We start from the raw sequence: 18,518 nt of genomic DNA, 5'->3' as shown, positions 1-18,518 counted from the left end.
AAAGTTATTACAAAGATTCGAATAAATGTTTTTGGCAAATCCCTCGCAGCGGCATTTCCCCTTTCTCGGGTCGGGCTGTCCGCTATATCTTTTTTTTGCCGAAGTTTATTTTAAAGATTGAAAATTTGTCAACAAAAAAAAGGATGACGCTTCCATCCCTTTTGCAAAGTTTGCGTAAAATAAAATTTAATCATAAAAAAACTTCTATAATATTTCGATTATAGAAGTTTAATATTTCCTTTAATAATTTTTGAAATTGAGAGATGTAAATCTTTCAATTTATTTCTCGCAGATTTTTCAGATGACGCAGATTGGAAAAAATGGTTTTAAAAAATCTGCTAATTCCGCAAAATCTGCGAGAGTTTCAAAAAAATTCTGTTGAATATTTTCAAAATCTTATTTCAAAATTTCCGCTAAAAACATCATCGTGTGATCCCACGCTCTTTTTGACATTACATCATTATAATCCGGACTTTCTGGATTTGTGAAAGTGTGTTTTGAATTAGAATAAGTGATCATTTGCCAGTCCGTTTTCCCAACATTTAATTCTTTGGTTAAAGCCGCAACAACTTCGGGAGTAACGCCGCCGTCATCTGCACCATTTTCCACCAAAACTTTGGTTTTGATTGGCATGTTTTCTCTCGCCGGATCTTTAGCCAATCCGCCATGAATTGAAACTACACCAACAACTGGAAAATTCGCTCTTGCCACTTCTAAAACGCCTGTTCCACCGAAACAGTATCCAATTACCGCGATTTTATCAACATTCGCACCTGCTTTTTTTAATTGATCTAAAGCCAAAGAAATTCTTTTTTGGTAGGCTTTATAGTCCTCTTTATATTTTCCGGCAATTTTTCCTGCTGAAGCGTTGTCAGTTGGAACATTTCCTTCACCATAAATATCTGCAACAAAAGCAATATAACCTGCTTTTTGTAATTCTAGAGCGGCATTTTTTGCTTCTTTATCAATTCCCTGCCATGCTGGAAGTACTAAAACGCCTGGTAATTTTTTACCTGTATTTGAAGTCACAAATCCGTTGAGTTTTTGCTCGCCATCTTTATATTGAACTGGCTTTAAGGTCTGTGCAACTGTGAATTGAATTGCCATTAGCATTGTTATTAGTGATAATGAAAGTTTCATAAAAAGTATTTTTAAAATTAGTAGTGTAAAGATATTCTTTAAAAGTTTACTAAATGTTATAATTTATAATCGAATCTTACTATAATTGTGTTGTTGAAATTTTTTTTAGATTTATGTAAAATTTATTGAATGAAAAATTTTGCTCTGTTTTATTTAATGCTTATTACTTTTGTTGGTTGCGAATCTACCAATTATCGCGTTATCAGAAATGGTGTTCGTGTTTCTAAAACAATTCCGACTTCTACAAACGAGTTTGAAAGATTAATGGAAAAGGATAAGATCGGAAAAACCCAGCGAAATGGGGAAGTTGTAAGTCAGTTGATCAATGAAAAACCCAGCGATAAATCTGCGGCAATTACGATAGAAAATACGACAAATTGTAATATTGTTGTGAGAATTTTAGGTGCTAAAAATTATCTGCTTCCTATTTATAAGAATGATAAAAATTTTATTTTGATCGATAAAGGAAATTATACCTTCAGTTCTGATTTTTGCCGGGCAAAATATTACAAACAGAAAAGTATTACTGAAAGCGTCGTGATTACTTTGTCTGAGTATTTAAAGTAAATTTCATCAATTGGAAATATAAAAAGCCCGTCTTTATAGCCCGGATAGAAATGGAAATCCTTTTTGTAAGAGCTTGCCTTTTGGCGCGTTCTTGCAAAAAAGATTGTAATGGATAGCCGGAACCATCTTCGGAAATGGCAAAATCTTGTTGCTTCTAAAAATTAATTATTTTCTTTAAAAAAAAATCAGGAAATTTGTAAACTATGGCAAAAATAAAAACGGCTTTCATCTGTCAAAATTGCGGTACAAATTACTCGCAATGGCTCGGACAATGCAAAGCCTGTGGCGAATGGAACACTCTGGTAGAAGAAATCGTAGAGAAATCGCCGCGCTCTACTTATGATATTTTAGGTTCCGGAAAGCAGAAAATCGTCAATATAATCGATGTTGAAACCGGAAATGAACAACGGATTTCTACACCTTCGGAAGAACTGAACCGCGTTTTAGGCGGCGGAATTGTTTTGGGTTCTGTCACATTAATTGGTGGTGAACCGGGAATTGGGAAGTCGACGCTTTTATTGCAAATTGCTTTAAAAATGCGAAAAAAAGTCCTTTATGTTTCCGGTGAAGAAAGTGCGTCGCAGATAAAATTGCGTGCGGATCGTTTGACCGAAATTCATCAGGAACACTGTTATCTTTATACAGAAACTTCGGTTGAAAAGATTTTGACGGAAGCGAAAAAACTGAAGCCAGATTTTGTGATCATTGATTCTATCCAAACTTTGCAAAGTCAAGTGATCGAAAGTTCGCCTGGAACAGTTTCACAAATCCGAGAATGCTCTTCGGAAATCATAAAATTCGCAAAAGACACGGGAACGCCGGTTTTTTTAGTTGGACATATTACAAAAGATGGACAAATTGCCGGACCGAAAGTTTTGGAACATATGGTAGATGTCGTTTTAAATTTTGATGGCGACAGAAACCACATGTTCAGATTGCTTCGCGCAAATAAAAATAGGTTTGGATCTACGGCTGAAATTGGGATTTATGAAATGGTGGCGCAGGGTTTACGGGAAGTGAAAAATCCGTCAGAACTTTTGATTACGAAGAAATTTGAGGAACTTTCCGGGAACGCAGTCGCAGTAACTTTGGAAGGAAATCGCCCAATGTTGCTGGAAATTCAGGCTTTGGTAAGTTCGGCTGTTTATGGTACGCCGCAGAGAAGTTCGACGGGTTTTGATGGTAAAAGATTGAATATGCTTTTGGCTGTTTTAGAGAAAAGAGCAGGTTTTATGCTCGGTGCAAAAGATGTTTTTTTAAATATTACGGGCGGAATAAAAACAGATGATCCGGCTTTAGATTTGGCAGTTATTGCGGCAATTTTATCAAGCACGGAAGATGTCGCGATCTCTGAAAAGTTTTGTTTTGCGGGTGAAATTGGTTTGAGTGGTGAAATCCGGCCGGTTCCACAGATCGAACAACGGATTTCTGAAGCGGAAAAATTGGGTTATGATAAAATTTTTGTTTCGGGTTTAAATAAAATTGCCAAGAAAAAATTGGGAATCGTAGTGGAAGTGGTGAATAAAATAGAAGATTTTCATGAAAGATTGTTTTAAAATTAATTGCAGAATTAAAAAATATGTGTATTTTTGCAATCCAAAATGAGATGTAAACTATGTTAATAATTCCAGTAAAAGATGGCGAAGCTATCGACAGAGCCCTTAAAAAATACAAACGTAAATTTGATAAAACGGGAACTGTAAGAGCCTTAAGAGGTCGTCAACAATTTAATAAACCTAGTGTTGTTAAAAGACAAGCGAACTTAAAAGCGTCATACAAACAAAGATTAATCAGTAAGGAAGAACAAGGATAAGATCCGAGGTTTTTACCTTTTCATTATAAATCACTTCTTAAATACGTATATTTGAGAGGTGATTTTTTTTACTTATGATCCAAAAGTTTTTAGAATATTTAGAAATTGAAAAACGGTATTCTGTAAATACCGTGAAAAGCTATGCCAAAGATTTATATGATTTTCAAAAATTTGTTTTGGAAACAGAGGCAATGGATGATATCGTAAAAGCTCAAAAATTGGTGCTTCGCAACTTTATTGTTGATCTGTCGTTAAAAAATTATTCTAAAAGAAGTCTTAACCGAAAAATTTCGTGTTTAAAATCGTTCTATCTTTTCCTTTTAAAAATCAGGGAAATTGATATTGATCCTGCTGAAAGCCTTTCAGCTTTAAAATTTTACCCCGAAAAACAGATCCCAATGTCAACAGATGAAATGGATGATCTGGAACGGATTTTCGATGATAAATCAGATTTACTTGGAGAATGTCTTGTGGAAGTGCTTTATCAGACCGGCATCCGAAAAGCCGAGTTATGCAGCATTTTAAACAAAAATGTAAATTTCGAAAACTTTGAAATTACAGTTGTAGGAAAAGGCAATAAAGAAAGAATTATTCCTATTTCTGAAAATCTTGCTTCAAAGCTTTTAGTTTATTTTAAAGAGGAAAGAAAAGCATTGAAAGATAGTGAGATGTATCTTTTTGTGTCTAAAAAAGGCCGTAAATTAAATGAAAAATTTGTCTATTCGGTTGTTAATTCCTATCTTAGTCTTGTAACTCTGAAGAAGAAAAAAAGTCCACATATATTACGGCACACGTTCGCAACTCATATTTTAGAGAATGGTGCGGAGATAAGCAAAATAAAAAAAATAATGGGGCACAGCAGTTTGGCTTCTACACAGGTTTACACTTCGGCAAATATTGAGCAGTTAAAAAAAGTTTTAAATGCTTCGCATCCGAGGGCAAGTAAAAAAGAATAATAATTTAATCTTAATCAAAATTTACTAAAATAAGATCGCTATTTATAAATTTTCTAAAAAATAGTTGAAGAAAAGCGATAAACCAATTACCAGATAAAACAACAAAAATTTTAATATGAAAATACACGTAAAATCCATCGGATTAACGCCGCATGCACCGCTTGAGGAACATTTAGAAAAAAAATTAAATAAACTAGACACTTATTATGATAAAATAATAGATTGTAAAGTTTTTTTAAAGGTTGAAAATAATTCTGATAAAGAAAACAAAACAGCAGAGATCATATTGGGCGTTCCGGGTGAAGATATCGTCGTAAAAAAGACCAGCGCAAGCTTTGAGGAAAGTTTAGATCTTTGTACTGAGGTAGCTAAAAAACTGCTAATCAAGAAGAAAGAATTAGCTTAAAAAAAAATATAAAAAAAAGCTAAAAAATATTTGTAGATTTAAAAAAAACTATGTTATATTTGCACTCGCAAAAACAGTTAAGTAGTTCTTTAAAATCTTTGCCTCCGTAGCTCAGCTGGCTAGAGCAGCTGATTTGTAATCAGCAGGTCGTGGGTTCGAGTCCCTCTGGAGGCTCTGTTTAGAAAAAAGATATTGGGGAGATACTCAAGCGGCCAACGAGGACTGACTGTAACTCAGTTGTGTAAACTTCGCAGGTTCGAATCCTGCTCTCCCCACATTTTTTTTTATAAGAAGTTTTATTTATAGCGTTTGCGAAACGTTTACCATCATTTTTGGAAACAAAAATTGCGAAAGTAGCTCAGTTGGTAGAGCGTCAGCCTTCCAAGCTGAATGTCGCGAGTTCGACCCTCGTCTTTCGCTCAAAAAAATCACAAAAGTTTGTTCATTTGTGATTTTTTTATTTTTTGCCGACTTAGCTCAGCGGTAGAGTGCTTCCTTGGTAAGGAAGAGGTCACGGGTTCAATTCCCGTAGTTGGCTCACTTGTTAATCTCTCACTTTTGAGGGATTTTTTTTATTTAATTCATTTAATTTTTAAAAATAAAAAATCCGGAATAAATTAATATTCCGAATCTTTTTTAATGAAAATTTGATATGAATTAAAATCCTAAACCTACAGAGAATCCTCTTACAATGTTAGGAAAACTTGATAATACAGTTGATGCGCCAGTCGCAGTATTTACCGTGTATAATTTTGTGTCAATACCTACAGTTGCCATCAAATAAGCTTTTTGGCTTGTGCTTCCGATATCAAAACCGTTTGTTGCTGTAATGGTAATGCCTAAAGCGCCAACATCAACTAAAGTTCCGCTATTTGCTGGATTTTGTTGGTATAATCTTCCTGTAACTGCATCAATTACAAATAATGTTGTAGTTGTAGCACCGGCAAAATTATTAGTATAAGCTGCGGAGCTAAGTGACGGCGTTCCTGGATTGATCGATCCGTCAACAGTCAAAGTTCCGTCAATAGGATTTAAACGTAAATTTTGTCCTGTATTACTTACCACTCTAATTCTGTCAACAGTTGGATTAAAATCAAAACCGAAATCAGTTCCGTTTAATAATGTTGTCAACTGACCTCCAACTACTGTTGCAGCGCCAGTTCCTAAATTCAGTGTGTAGATTCTACTTGAGCTTCCTAAGGCATATAATTGACCATTTAAAGGTCTAAAATCAATACCTAAAACATTTTCACCAGCTTGTAAACCTGTGATCGCTTTTGAAACTGGAGCTGCTGGGTTATTTGGATTAAATATCTGCAATGCATTACCCATAGTTACTGAGTATGCAACTGGATTTGTTGGTAACGCTACATCAATAATTTTTTGTGTAAGATCTCCAATATTTGTGCTTTTACCAGTATTTAGATCAATAGTGTAAAGTCTGTTGGTCATGCCGGTTGTTGCTGCAACGATTGCTGCGCCGTTATCAGGACTGATATCAAAAGCAGCCTGTCCTGTAAATGTAAATCCTAGAGCACCAACTTCTACTAAAGCACCATTATTTGGTGGATCCTGTTTGTACAGTTTTCCGGTTGTTGCATCTAAATCATACAATACTGTTGCAGATGCGCCAGAAACACTATTTGTGTAAGCAACACCTGAGATTGAAGGTGATGCACCACCATTTATGTTTGTGTCAACCGCAGCGATTACACCATTTTCAGGATTTAAACGAAGATTTTGACCTGTATTGGTAACTAATCTCACACGATCAACCGTTGGGTTAAAGTCAATTGATGCGATCGTTCCGGAAATTGCAGGAACGAATGGAGTTGCGCTTACTAATCTTGCAGCGGCTGTAGATGTATTGATAATATAAAATTTGCTAGCATCCGAAACTCCATAAAGTTCACCTGTTGCAGGTCTAAAATCAATACTTAGAATTTTTTCTCCAGCTGTTACACCGATTATTGCAGTTTTTGATGTAAAAACTGATGGTTTATTAGCGTTAAACAAAACAAGCTCGTTGGTTTGCGTAAGGCCGTAAACTAAAGTGTTTGGACCCACGCTCGCAGGAATTTCTGCAGGGATCATTTCGTTCATGTCGTTGTTTTGACATGATAATGCCGAGACGAGTACAAAAGCTGCAAGGCAGGTTTTAAATAAATTTTTCATAGTTTTCTTAATTAAAGTGAATAATAAATTTCGATTAAACATTATTTGCGGAATAGTTCAAATTATGGATTTAGTTTTTCACAATATATATAGATTATTTGTTTTTAGTGAAAATAAATCATCAGAAATCGATTAAATACTATAAGGACTATGTTTTCATATTTTTAAAAATTTTTGTACTTTTGCACTTCAAATTTTTCTTTAGGTGCAAAACATTTTAAATTTGAATACAAAAAGTTATTAAATTAAATCAAATAATTTTTTTTATTCAAAATTTCACTATATTTGCGCACTGAAAAATCAATTAAGTAAAATCAAAATAAATATTTAAAATCATGGCAAAGGAAACGTTTAATCGTAACAAACCCCACTTGAACATTGGTACTATTGGTCACGTTGACCATGGTAAAACAACACTTACTGCAGCAATCAGTAAAGTATTATCTGATAAAGGATTCGGAACAGCAAGAGATTTCTCTTCTATCGATTCTGCACCAGAAGAAAAAGAAAGAGGTATTACAATCAATACTGCTCACATCGAGTATGAAACTGCAAATAGACATTATGCTCACGTTGACTGTCCAGGTCACGCGGATTATGTAAAAAACATGGTAACTGGTGCTGCTCAAATGGACGGAGCAATTTTAGTAGTTGCGGCTACTGACGGACCAATGCCACAAACAAGAGAGCATATTTTACTTTGTCGTCAGGTAAATGTACCTAATGTACTTGTATTCATGAATAAAGTGGATATGGTAGATGATGAAGAATTATTAGAATTAGTAGAAATGGAAGTAAGAGATCTTCTTTCTTCTTACGAATATGATGGTGATAACTCACCAGTTATTCAAGGATCTGCTTTAGGTGGTCTTAATGGAGATCCAAAATGGGTAGCGAAAATCGAAGAATTGATGGATGCTGTTGATACTTGGATTGAATTGCCAACCAGAGATGTTGACAAACCATTCTTAATGCCTATTGAAGATGTATTCTCTATTACAGGTCGTGGTACTGTTGCAACAGGTAGAATTGAAGCAGGTGTTATCAACACTGGAGATGGTGTAGATATCGTAGGTATGGGTGATGAAAAATTAACATCAACTGTAACAGGAGTAGAAATGTTCCGTAAAATATTAGATAGAGGTGAAGCTGGTGATAACGTTGGTATCCTTTTAAGAGGTGTTGAAAAAACAGACATTAAAAGAGGTATGGTTATCGTAAAATCAGGTTCAGTAAAACCACACAAAAAATTCAAAGCTGAGGTTTACGTTCTTTCAAAAGAAGAAGGTGGTCGTCACACTCCATTCCACAACAAATACCGTCCACAGTTTTATGTAAGAACTACAGACGTTACAGGTGAGATTTTCTTACCAGAAGGTGTAGAAATGGTAATGCCGGGAGATAACTTAACTATTACTGTTGAATTGTTACAACCAATCGCTCTTAACGTAGGTCTTAGATTTGCAATTAGAGAAGGTGGTAGAACAGTTGGTGCAGGACAGGTTACTGAAATCCTAGACTAATTTACATTAAATTAAAAAATTCCGCAGGGAAACTTGCGGAATTTTTTTAATCTACGGGCATCGTCCAATGGTAGGATACCGGTCTCCAAAACCGTTGATCTGGGTTCGAATCCTAGTGCCCGTGCAAAATATTATTATGAGTTCATTAGTAGAATTTTTAAAAGGTTCTTATACAGAATTTACACAAAAAGTAGAGTGGCCGAAATGGTCGGAGCTGCAGTCTTCTACAACTGTAGTTGCTGTGACTTCGGTGCTTTTAGCATTATTTACATTTGGAGTCGATTCAGCATTTAGCACGTCGATCAAAAACGTGGTAGGTAGCTTAATTAACCTGTTTCATTAAAAATATTATTTTCCAAAAGAGATGAGTGAAATTAACTGGTACGTCCTAAAATCCATTAGCGGGCAAGAAAATAAGGTGAAAGCCTATATTGAGAATGAAATGAAAAGGCTGGGTTTCGAGAATGATGTTACTCAGGTTGTTATTCCGATGGAAAAAGTGATCCAGATGCGGAATGGTAAGAAAACACCACGCGAAAAGCCGTATTATCCTGGTTATTTAATGGTGGAATCTAATCTTCACGGTGAAATTCCTCACATTATTAAGAATATTCCTGGTGTTATTTCTTTTTTGAGTTTAACAAAAGGTGGTGATCCAGTTCCAATGCGTAAATCTGAAGTAAACAGAATGCTTGGCAGAATGGATGAACTTTCTGAATTTGCAGTTGATATGGAAATTCCATTCATAGTTGGTGACAGCGTAAAAGTAACAGACGGTCCTTTCAATGGTTTCAATGGAACTGTAGAAAAAATTCATGAAGAGAAGAAAAAAATAGAAGTTTCAGTAATGATTTTCGGAAGAAAAACACCAATGGAACTGAGTTTCATGCAGGTAGAAAAAGTTTAATTACTTTAAAATTATATAAAACCATCTTTTTTTAGATGGTTTTTTTTTGTCTTAAATTTCATCATTATATTTATTTAATGTTTAAAAATCTTACATTAATCAATATTTAAATATTTACATTTTTCAAATATTTAAAACTAGGAATTTGTATCATTTTTAAAGTGAAAATTTCAAAAACAGCAGTATATTCGTATTAATTAAATTTAAATAAATGAAAGCGATAGGATTTAAAACTTCATTACCAATAAAGGATGCAGGCAGTTTTATAGAATTTGAAATTGAAAAACCAAAACCAAATGGAAAAGATTTACTGGTAAAAATCGAAGCAATTTCCGTAAATCCCGTAGATTATAAAATCCGGCAAAACAGTTTTAAAGACAAAGTTCAGGATAAACCAAAAATTATTGGTTGGGATGCAACAGGAATTGTGGAAGAAGTTGGAAATGAAGCAGAATTATTTAAAAAAGGTGATAAAGTTTTCTACGCCGGAGATATTACAAGACCTGGTTCTAATCAGGAATATCAATTAGTAGATGAAAGAATTGTCGGTTTTGCGCCAAAAAATATTTCTACTGAAGAATCTGCTGCAATGCCTTTAACTTCATTAACCGCTTATGAAATTCTGTTTGACAGATTACGTTTATCAAAGGAAAAAGATGCCGGAAAATCAATTTTAATAATTGGCGGTGCCGGCGGCGTTGGCTCTGTAGCAATTCAATTGGCTAAAAAACTTTTAGATTTAAAGGTAATTGCAACTGCTTCCCGCGAAGAAACCGAAGATTGGTGTAAAAATTTAGGTGCAGATTTCGTGGTAAATCATAAAAATCTTGTTGAGGAAGTTAAAAATGCAGAATTTAAAGAAGTAGATTTTATCCTGGATTTTGTTGATGTTAATGAATATTGGGATGCTTTCGTACAACTTATAAAACCGCAGGGAAAAATTGGATCAATCAGCGATCCTACAGAACCAGTCAACTTAAAACAGTTAAAAGGTAAAAGTGTGAGTTTTCACTGGGAGCTGATGTTTACGCGCGCCATGTTTCAAACTGAAGATATGATCAGACAACATGAAATTTTAAATATTATTTCTAAGTTACTAGATGACGGAACTTTAAAATCTACTTTAAATAAGACAATAAAAGGTTTTTCTGTAGAAAATTTAAAGGAGGCACATGCACTTTTAGAATCGGGAAAAACAATTGGTAAGGTGGTTTTAAAATTTTAAAAATATTATACCAGCTTTTTAAATAATTGAAAATAGAACATAAAAAAACAGCAGAGATTAAGATCTTTGCTGTTTTTATTTTAAAAATATAATTTTAATTTAAAGTCGCCTTCAAAGTAATATCCATATTCAAGGCCTGACTAACAGGACATGTTTCTTTAGAATTTTCCACTAATTCCTGAAATTTTTCTTCAGAAATCCCTTCAATTGTTGCGGTTAATGTCAACTCAGATTTAGAAATTTTTCCATCTTCTAAAGTTACCTCAGAAGTAGTTTCTAATTTTGTAGGTGTGAAACCAGCTTCAGCTAAATCGCCGCTCACTTTCATTGTGAAACATCCGGCGTGCGCAGACGCGATCAATTCCTCAGGATTTGTTCCCGGACCATCTTTAAATCTTGAAGTGTAGGAATAAGGCACTTCGTCTAAAACTTTACTGGAAGTCGTGATATTTCCTTTTCCTTCTTTGATAGTACCATTCCAAATGGCTGTTGCAGTTCTTTTCATTTTATTTTTTTAAATATTAATATTCTTTATTTCGTTAAACAAAGATGTTACCAATTTTTATTTTTTAGGAAATTATCAAACATTTGTAAAATCTATTACGTAAAAACCGCATCGCTGTCACCAGCTGAAATCTGAAATTTAAAATCTTGTCCAAGTTCACTTTTCAGAGTTTTATGCATCAAAAATTTTCGATTACGCTCTTTTTTATAAAAGAAAATATTTTTATCCAAAAATTCATTCAAAGTTTTTTCAAAGGAAATAAAATTAGATACATTATTCTTTCTTAAATAGTGAAGTAAAATTTTTGATGATGTTCCATTTTGCTTGCCAAAAACGAAATGAAGTTTAGCGTTTTTGTCGCGGATTGAAATAATAAAAATACTTTCCAGTTTACCTGAATTATAAATTTTTAAAAGTACATACTCAAAATTTTCGCAATAATCTGAGAAATGATAGTTTTCGTCCTTTTGCTTTGAAGATAAGATCCAGGGATAATTTGTGATCCAGTTTATTTCTCTTAAATCTGTGTTAAAGCTGTTTTTTTCTGAATTTAATTTAATAAAATCTTCAGATTCTTTATTTAAATGGCTTTCAGTTTTAAAATTTAATCTGTTATTTTCTTTAAAATTATTTGCAGCTTTTATGATTGAGTTAACACTGAAATCGAAAATATTTAAAAGTGGATAAACAGTTTGCCATTTCTTATTTTTATGCGGAAGAATGTTTTTTAAATTTGAAAGAAGATGATAGGAACGGCCTTTTAGTGAATCCTGATAATCAAAATAGCCACTTTTTTTGTACATATTTTCGGCTTCAGGCGTAAATTCTGTAATTAAAATATGGCCGCTGTATTCATCGCAGGCTTTTGATAAAAGTTGTTGCGCAATTTTTTTTCCTCTAAAATTGGGATCGATCCATAACGTGCTAAGCCAACCGCAAGCAAATAACTGTTGATTTTTATAAATTTCATCCGGTAAAATACCGATATATCCGGCCAATTTATTTTCACTGAAAGCCAGGATTAAAAGTGTCTGATCTTCTTTTGCACGTGGATTATTAATGTGAGAAACGGCGCGATGAATTGTGATTGGTTTGAAGGGAAAATTCTTAAAATCATCAGATTTTATGAGGCTTTCTAATTCTGTTTTATTAAAAGTTTTCAATTCTATCATGATCGCTGAAGTATATTTTTATTTAGTAAGTTCTTGATCTGATAATAATTTTTCTCAAATGAAATTTCTTCTTTCGCAGAAAAGCCATTTTCCATGGGAATTCTGTGTAGATTTTTAGGGAATTCATCGATTTTAATTCCGGAGATTCCAAAAGTTAATTTCAAATTTTCATTGTGGTCAAAAAGTTTTTGAAAAAAATATTTTGACACTTTATGATCGGTAAAAGGAAAAGCAAAAGCATCATTAACAAAATTGTTTTCAGTCATAAAATCTAACGATTTTTGGGTATTTTCAAGTTGTTGTTCCAGAGAAAGTTCAAAATAATAAGGATGATCCCAACTGTGTGCGGCAATTCCAAAGCCGTCATTTTTAACAAGTTGTAAATCTTCTAAACTCATGTAAATTTTGTTTTTCGACTGATAATCTTTAAAATTTAGTTCAGAGTAAACAGAAAGAATATCTAATTTTTCTTTTTCTAAATAGGAAATAGATTGAACTTTTCCCGTGATTTCTTCGCGCGTATTTTTAGTTAAGTTTAAAAACTTTTGAATGCTTGGTGAAACTTTGTAATTATTGTTTTTAAATTTTTCCAGAATTAAACTTGCTTTAAAACGAAACATCATTTCAGAATTATCTACAAATGCGGGATTTACAAAATTGATAGCATAAATTCCTTTTCTTTTTAAAACAGGTAAAACAACGTCTTTGAATTCAATTAAACCATCGTCAAAAGTCAACATAGCAATAGGCTTTTTATGGCTTTTGTTGTAATTTTCTTTAAAAAAATCCCATTCTACAAAATCAAATTTTTTCGACATTTCATCCAGATCTTTTTCAAATTCTTTGGTGTTTTTATAATTGATAACTTGTTTTAAATGTGGTAAATGTTCATCAGAAATGCAATGATACAAAGGAATTACAAACGGCAAAGGAAATTTAGCCTGAAAAGGAATGAATTTGTTTAGTTTTTTAAGATTTTGCTTGAGCATTTGTTTTAATAATCTTCTAAAATATAAAAATTACTCAGAGTTTTCTCATCAAAATTTAAAAATATGAAATTCAGTGGAATAAGATTTTACTTTTTAAAGTAAACTCAAAATTTGAAGCAATTATATCTTGCATAATCCAAAAAGATTCTTAATTTTGCAGTCCGAAATGTAGAGTTACCAAATGCAAGGTAAACTGCAGATTTATAAATGCTTCCACATTCATAAATTATTAATTTTTTTAAAAAAAAGAAAATGGCTAAAAAAGTCTTTAAAATGGTGAAACTCCAGGTGAAAGGTGGCGCTGCCAATCCTTCTCCACCAGTTGGCCCAGCTTTGGGTTCTGCAGGTGTGAACATCATGGAATTTTGTAAACAATTTAATGCTAGAACTCAGGATAAAGCCGGACAGGTTTTACCGGTTTCTATTACAGTTTACGAGGATAAATCTTTCGAATTTGTAATTAAAACGCCTCCAGCAGCGATTCAGTTGTTAGAAGCTTCAAAACAAAAGAAAGGTTCTGGTGAACCAAATCGTCTTAAAGTTGGAACTGTTTCCTGGGCACAAATTCAAAAAATTGCTGAGGATAAAATGGCAGATCTTAATTGCTTTACAATGGATTCTGCGCTTACAATGGTAGCAGGAACTGCAAGATCTATGGGTTTAAAAGTATCAGGAACTAAACCAACTAACGCTTAAAACTAATAGAAATGGCAAAAATTACAAAAAAGCAAAAAGAAGCTTTAAGCAAAGTTGATGCAAATAAAATCTATAATATAGATGAGGCTTCTTCTTTAGTGAAAGAAATAAATACGACGAAATTTGACGCGTCTGTTGATATTGCTGTAAGATTGGGTGTAGATCCAAGAAAAGCAAATCAAATGGTACGTGGTGTAGTTTCTTTACCTCACGGAACTGGGAAAGACGTAAAAGTTTTAGCCTTGGTAACTCCAGAGAAAGAAGCAGAAGCAAAAGAAGCTGGTGCTGATTACGTAGGTTTAGATGAATATTTACAGAAAATAAAAGAAGGCTGGACGGACGTTGACGTTATTGTTACTATGCCTGCTGTTATGGGTAAATTAGGACCTTTGGGTAGAATTTTAGGCCCAAGAGGTTTAATGCCAAATCCTAAATCCGGAACTGTAACTATGGATATCGGAAAAGCTGTTGCTGAAGTAAAAGCTGGTAAAATTGATTTTAAAGTTGACAAATACGGTATCATTCATGCTGCGATTGGAAAAGTATCTTTTGATGCTCAGAAAATCAAAGAGAATGCAATCGAATTGATCCAGACTTTAAATAAATTGAAACCAACTGCTGCGAAAGGTGTTTATGTAAAAAGCATTTATTTGTCTTCTACAATGAGCCCGGGAATTGCAATTGATACTAAAACAAACTAATACCTGAGAAACAATGACTAAAGAAAATAAAGTAACTGCGATACAGGAAATAAAAGATTTGTTAAAGGGCGCAAAGAATGTTTATGTGGCTAACCTTAATGGTTTGAACGCTGCTGTAACTTCAGATTTCAGAAGACAGGCTTTTAAAAATGATATCACGCTGAAAGTTGTAAAAAATACTTTACTTCAAAAAGCAATGGAGCAGACAGAAGGTGTAGATTATTCTGAAATGTTTGAAACATTTAAAGGAAATTCTGCATTATTAATTTCTGATATTGCAAATGCACCGGCAAAACTAATTAAAACAGTTAGAAAAAAAGGAGATTTTCCTTCTTTGAAATCTGCAATATTAGACGGTACAGTTTACGTTGGTGATGAAAATCTTGAGACTCTTGCAAACATTAAATCGAAAGAAGAAATGCTTGGTGAGATCATCGGATTACTACAGTCTCCAATTAGAAATGTAATTGCTGCATTGCAAAATCAAGACAAAATGAAAGGTGATGCTGCTTCTGAAGAAGCAACTGAAGCTACACCAGAGGCAAATGTTGAAGCTCCGGCTGAAACTGCAACTGAAGAACCTGCAAAAGGAGAAGATACTCCGGCTGCAGAATAAAAATACTCAAAACAAAATCAATAAATCGTTTAACAACAAAACATTACAACAATGTCAGATTTAAAAACTTTAGCGGAATCGCTAGTAAACTTAACAGTAAAAGACGTAAATGAATTAGCAACTATCCTTAAGGATGAATATGGTATCGAACCAGCTGCTGCAACTGTTGTTGCAGGTGCAGGCGGAGGTGCTGAAACTGCTGAAGAAAAAACAGAATTCGATGTAATTCTTAAAGCTGCAGGTGCTTCTAAATTAGCAGTTGTGAAATTGGTAAAAGACTTAACCGGTGCAGGCTTGAAAGAAGCTAAAGACATGGTTGATTCTGCTCCAACAGCAATTAAAGAAGGAATTCCTAAAGATGCTGCAGAAGCATTGAAAAAACAATTAGAAGAAGCAGGTGCTGAAGTAGAGATTAAATAATTTCTTTTCACACTTTACTAAAAAAAACCTTTTCGAAAGAAAAGGTTTTTTTATGTCTTTTATTTTAAAAATAATGATTTTAAAACTATATTTCATTTTTTTCGTATATGGATTTTGGCTTGTAAGTCATAAGACTGCGATTTATAAAATTCATAATAATAATAGCATATTTATTGATTATTTATATTTACCTTTGCAGTCCGAAATTTCGGGTCAACAACACAAATCAACGACTTAAACACAATTTGATGAAAAATAATATTGTTCTACTGGCCGTGCTATTTAGTATTTCCACATTTTCGCAGGTCGCAATCGGAAAAAATTCAACCACAAACAGTTCCGTTTCTTTAGAATTTGGTAATGCAAATAAAGGCGTTATTCTACCTTGGGTTACTTCTTCTGCAGCAACAAGCGGTGCGGTTGATGGCACAATGATTTTCGACATCGTTGATAAAAAAATTAAATTTAAAAGTAATGGTTCCTGGATGGATTACACCACAGATCTAACAGGTGTGGTTGATACTAAGATTCAAAATACTTTACAGGAAAATTTAACGGCAAAAGTTGCAATTGGTAAAGATAATTCAACAGACACGGCTCCCGGAATTTTAGTTTTAACGGATACCGACAAAGCAATGATTCTTCCAAAAGTGGCAAATCCTTACTTAAATATTATCAATCCTTCTGCAGGAATGGTAGTTTATGATACTGTAAGCCATCAAATGGCAACATTCAACGGAACTGTTTGGTCTTTTTGGAAACCTTCTTAAAATCTACAATTTTTCTCTTTTTTTATTTAAAACGAATTCGCTTTAAATTTCATTATTTTCAGTTTAAATATTGATTTCTTGAGCATAATAAAATTACAATGGTAAAAAAAATATTACTTCTTTCTTTTATTCTCACTACGATGTTCAGTTTTGCACAGGTCGCGATTACAAAAGTTTATTCTGATTTTGGTGGTTACTGGGAAAGTGGTACATCAATAAAACCTAATAATGATCATAATCTTTTGGCTTTCACCTGGAATCAGTCCACTTATTCTACTGGGATCAATGATGTGCTTTTAGGAACTAAAGGTGTTTCTTTTAATCCAACTTCTTTTAGAGCATTTTCTACATTTTTGTCACAAACGGTTTTATCGAATAATACCTTTATAGGAGTAGGAGAAGCTTTTGGCGGTTTAGGAAATGTGACGCCGGTTCCGGTTCAAAATAATTTAACAAAATACCTTATCGATGGTCCGAACGGACTGGATTTGGGAACAGGAATTTTTAATTTTCCAAAATCCGGTCAGGTATCTTTTGAAATTGTGAGTATTGATGCTAATTCAATAAATGATGGCGTTCCTGATGTTGTCATCACACAGATTGGAGATCCGGGAAATTCTTCGTCTTTAGATGAATACTATTTTGTTGATGCTAATAACAATATTGTTGGGAATAAATATATCGTTAATTTCGGCACCGTAAAAAGTGTTGGTGTTGCTAACTGGAAATTTTATAACGCAAATGTTGATCCGCCGACTTACAATACTGGTGTTTCTTCTTCCCCAGGCAGAGATCTTCGTCTATTGGCTTTTGATTGGTCTGAGCTTGGCCTTACCAAACAAAATCAAAGTCAGGTCGTAAAATTGGTGCAGGTTTTTTCTGGTGACAGTGATACAGCATTCACGGCTTATAACAGCAGATCAATAAATATAAAACAATCGATTACGGGTGTAGTTTTTAATGATAATAATGCAGGAACGCCCGATGGAAATGGTTATGCTAATGCAACTTTAAGCTTAAAAAATTCTGTTGGAAGTGTAATTAAAACAACGACAACCGGCGCAAATGGAAATTATGCTTTTACAAATGTGTCAAGTGGTATTTATACAATTGAACTAACCACACCAAGTGGTTTTGTAATAGTAGGAAATGCTGACGTAAACACGACAAATGTTTTGCGAACTGTTGTTGCAGATACTCCAATTACTGAGAGGAATTTTGGTATAAATCAACAACCAGTTGCAAAAGATGATGTTTATACCACGCAATTCAATACGATTCTTTCCTCAAATATTTTAGCAAACGACCTTGATCCAAACAGTGGCGTTTTGATTCCTGCTTCAATAAATTTAACAGCGCCTTCTGGAGCGACAAATTTGATTATAACCAATGGTCTTTTGAAAGGATTCACAATTGCCGCGCAGGGGAAATGGTTCGTTGATAATACCGGTATTTTGACATTCACTCCAACTGCTGGTTTTATTGGCAACCCTACATCAGTGCAATATATTGTAAAAGATAATGCTAATTTGACGAGCAATATAGCAACAATCTTTATTAAAGTAGAAGAATTTTGCTATAAACCTGCTGCAACAGGCGGTACTTCATTAGATACAACTCAGGGAATTACATCTTTGGGAAGAGCCGGCGCGGCTCAGGATAACTGGCCAATGGTTAGGAAAGGTGCCTGGACAGCGATGGAATCTAAAACCAAAGGTTTTGTAGTTAATCGAATTGCTAAAACGGCTACGGTTAATGCCATTCCTAATCCAATTGAAGGAATGCTCGTTTATGATCAGGAAGCAAAATGTCTGAAAATTTACACAACTGTTGACAATGGTGCTACTTTCAGCTGGAAGTGTATGAACAAGCAAGCTTGTCCGTAGATATAGTTTTACAAAAAAAATGGAGACCTTTTTGAGAGAAGAGGTCTTTTT

Annotated in this window: 20 protein-coding genes and 5 tRNA genes; 20 read left to right on the top strand and 5 right to left on the bottom strand. The window is 33.8% G+C overall.

The genetic code is table 11. The features are described 5' to 3' along the window. Positions 1 to 396 precede the first annotated feature (396 nt). A complete protein-coding gene (locus tag BM238_RS07165) occupies positions 397 to 1,140 on the bottom strand; it encodes a dienelactone hydrolase family protein (RefSeq protein WP_090079513.1) in 744 nt (247 codons plus the stop codon). 129 nt (positions 1,141 to 1,269) lie between these two features. Here BM238_RS07165 and BM238_RS07160 point away from each other — a divergent pair, with 129 nt between their 5' ends. The 9 genes from BM238_RS07160 to BM238_RS07120 all read left to right on the top strand — a co-directional run bounded on the left by BM238_RS07160 (position 1,270) and on the right by BM238_RS07120 (position 5,420). Then, positions 1,270 to 1,707, top strand: a complete 438-nt coding sequence (locus BM238_RS07160; RefSeq protein ID WP_090079512.1) for a DUF6759 domain-containing protein — start codon at positions 1,270 to 1,272, stop codon at positions 1,705 to 1,707. 203 nt (positions 1,708 to 1,910) lie between these two features. Then, positions 1,911 to 3,263 carry a DNA repair protein RadA gene (gene radA, locus BM238_RS07155; RefSeq protein WP_090079511.1) on the top strand — a complete coding sequence of 451 codons (1,353 nt, stop codon included), beginning with the start codon at positions 1,911 to 1,913 and terminating at the stop codon, positions 3,261 to 3,263. A 59-nt stretch (positions 3,264 to 3,322) separates the two neighbouring features. Then, positions 3,323 to 3,520, top strand: a complete 198-nt coding sequence (gene rpsU, locus BM238_RS07150; protein WP_090079510.1) for a 30S ribosomal protein S21 — start codon at positions 3,323 to 3,325, stop codon at positions 3,518 to 3,520. A gap of 74 nt (positions 3,521 to 3,594) precedes the next feature. Beyond that, positions 3,595 to 4,476 (top strand): tyrosine-type recombinase/integrase, encoded by an 882-nt coding sequence (locus BM238_RS07145; protein WP_090079509.1) that lies wholly within the window; start codon positions 3,595 to 3,597, stop codon positions 4,474 to 4,476. Between the two features lie 115 nt (positions 4,477 to 4,591). Further along, positions 4,592 to 4,882 (top strand): HPF/RaiA family ribosome-associated protein, encoded by a 291-nt coding sequence (locus BM238_RS07140; protein ID WP_090079508.1) that lies wholly within the window; start codon positions 4,592 to 4,594, stop codon positions 4,880 to 4,882. Between the two features lie 100 nt (positions 4,883 to 4,982). Further along, positions 4,983 to 5,056 (top strand) — tRNA-Thr (locus BM238_RS07135). 20 nt (positions 5,057 to 5,076) lie between these two features. Continuing rightward, a tRNA-Tyr gene (locus BM238_RS07130) sits at positions 5,077 to 5,157 on the top strand. A gap of 72 nt (positions 5,158 to 5,229) precedes the next feature. After that, a tRNA-Gly gene (locus BM238_RS07125) sits at positions 5,230 to 5,302 on the top strand. A 46-nt stretch (positions 5,303 to 5,348) separates the two neighbouring features. Next, positions 5,349 to 5,420, top strand: a tRNA-Thr gene (locus BM238_RS07120). A gap of 119 nt (positions 5,421 to 5,539) precedes the next feature. Here the strand turns inward: BM238_RS07120 and BM238_RS07115 are convergent. Further along, the gene (locus BM238_RS07115) at positions 5,540 to 7,057 is read right to left on the bottom strand and encodes a DUF4394 domain-containing protein (RefSeq protein ID WP_221404928.1); all 1,518 of its coding nucleotides are present in this window, start codon (positions 7,055 to 7,057) and stop codon (positions 5,540 to 5,542) included. A 335-nt stretch (positions 7,058 to 7,392) separates the two neighbouring features. On the opposite strand from BM238_RS07115, the gene tuf reads away from it, so the two are divergent. The 5 genes from tuf (at position 7,393) to BM238_RS07090 (ending at position 10,712) form a co-directional block, all read left to right on the top strand. Next, positions 7,393 to 8,580 carry an elongation factor Tu gene (tuf, locus tag BM238_RS07110; RefSeq protein WP_090079506.1) on the top strand — a complete coding sequence of 396 codons (1,188 nt, stop codon included), beginning with the start codon at positions 7,393 to 7,395 and terminating at the stop codon, positions 8,578 to 8,580. Positions 8,581 to 8,633: 53 nt separating this feature from the next. Continuing rightward, a tRNA-Trp gene (locus BM238_RS07105) sits at positions 8,634 to 8,704 on the top strand. Positions 8,705 to 8,716: 12 nt separating this feature from the next. Beyond that, complete coding sequence (gene secE, locus BM238_RS07100; protein WP_090079505.1) at positions 8,717 to 8,923, top strand: preprotein translocase subunit SecE; 207 nt, start codon at positions 8,717 to 8,719, stop codon at positions 8,921 to 8,923. A gap of 21 nt (positions 8,924 to 8,944) precedes the next feature. Continuing rightward, the gene (nusG, locus tag BM238_RS07095; protein WP_090079504.1) at positions 8,945 to 9,487 is read left to right on the top strand and encodes a transcription termination/antitermination protein NusG; all 543 of its coding nucleotides are present in this window, start codon (positions 8,945 to 8,947) and stop codon (positions 9,485 to 9,487) included. 211 nt (positions 9,488 to 9,698) lie between these two features. Further along, on the top strand, positions 9,699 to 10,712 hold the full coding sequence (locus tag BM238_RS07090; RefSeq protein WP_090079503.1) for a zinc-binding alcohol dehydrogenase family protein: 1,014 nt from the start codon (positions 9,699 to 9,701) through the stop codon (positions 10,710 to 10,712). 94 nt (positions 10,713 to 10,806) lie between these two features. Here BM238_RS07090 and BM238_RS07085 read toward each other — a convergent pair whose 3' ends face one another. The 3 genes from BM238_RS07085 to BM238_RS07075 form a co-directional block, all read right to left on the bottom strand. Beyond that, positions 10,807 to 11,217, bottom strand: a complete 411-nt coding sequence (locus BM238_RS07085; RefSeq protein WP_090079502.1) for an OsmC family protein — start codon at positions 11,215 to 11,217, stop codon at positions 10,807 to 10,809. Between the two features lie 95 nt (positions 11,218 to 11,312). Continuing rightward, complete coding sequence (locus BM238_RS07080; protein ID WP_090079501.1) at positions 11,313 to 12,389, bottom strand: GNAT family N-acetyltransferase; 1,077 nt, start codon at positions 12,387 to 12,389, stop codon at positions 11,313 to 11,315. Beyond that, the gene (locus BM238_RS07075) at positions 12,386 to 13,378 is read right to left on the bottom strand and encodes a polysaccharide deacetylase family protein (protein ID WP_090079500.1); all 993 of its coding nucleotides are present in this window, start codon (positions 13,376 to 13,378) and stop codon (positions 12,386 to 12,388) included. Before BM238_RS07075 ends, BM238_RS07080 begins: the two co-directional genes overlap by 4 nt. A gap of 252 nt (positions 13,379 to 13,630) precedes the next feature. Here BM238_RS07075 and rplK point away from each other — a divergent pair, with 252 nt between their 5' ends. From rplK to BM238_RS07045, 6 genes are all read left to right on the top strand, one after another. Then, the gene (rplK, locus tag BM238_RS07070; RefSeq protein ID WP_090079499.1) at positions 13,631 to 14,074 is read left to right on the top strand and encodes a 50S ribosomal protein L11; all 444 of its coding nucleotides are present in this window, start codon (positions 13,631 to 13,633) and stop codon (positions 14,072 to 14,074) included. A gap of 11 nt (positions 14,075 to 14,085) precedes the next feature. Beyond that, positions 14,086 to 14,775, top strand: a complete 690-nt coding sequence (rplA, locus tag BM238_RS07065) for a 50S ribosomal protein L1 (RefSeq protein ID WP_090079498.1) — start codon at positions 14,086 to 14,088, stop codon at positions 14,773 to 14,775. 13 nt (positions 14,776 to 14,788) lie between these two features. Beyond that, positions 14,789 to 15,391 (top strand): 50S ribosomal protein L10, encoded by a 603-nt coding sequence (rplJ, locus tag BM238_RS07060; RefSeq protein WP_090079497.1) that lies wholly within the window; start codon positions 14,789 to 14,791, stop codon positions 15,389 to 15,391. Positions 15,392 to 15,442: 51 nt separating this feature from the next. Beyond that, on the top strand, positions 15,443 to 15,811 hold the full coding sequence (gene rplL, locus BM238_RS07055) for a 50S ribosomal protein L7/L12 (protein ID WP_090079496.1): 369 nt from the start codon (positions 15,443 to 15,445) through the stop codon (positions 15,809 to 15,811). A gap of 248 nt (positions 15,812 to 16,059) precedes the next feature. Next, a complete protein-coding gene (locus tag BM238_RS07050) occupies positions 16,060 to 16,581 on the top strand; it encodes a hypothetical protein (RefSeq protein ID WP_090079495.1) in 522 nt (173 codons plus the stop codon). A 98-nt stretch (positions 16,582 to 16,679) separates the two neighbouring features. Then, complete coding sequence (locus tag BM238_RS07045) at positions 16,680 to 18,467, top strand: SdrD B-like domain-containing protein (protein WP_090079494.1); 1,788 nt, start codon at positions 16,680 to 16,682, stop codon at positions 18,465 to 18,467. The last annotated feature ends 51 nt before the right edge of the window (positions 18,468 to 18,518 follow it).

Origin of the sequence: Halpernia frigidisoli (assembly GCF_900113805.1) — a bacterium.
Classification (GTDB): domain Bacteria; phylum Bacteroidota; class Bacteroidia; order Flavobacteriales; family Weeksellaceae; genus Halpernia; species Halpernia frigidisoli.
The sequence above is the reverse complement of the archived record's forward strand: the minus strand, read 5'-3'. Positions and strand labels throughout refer to the sequence as shown.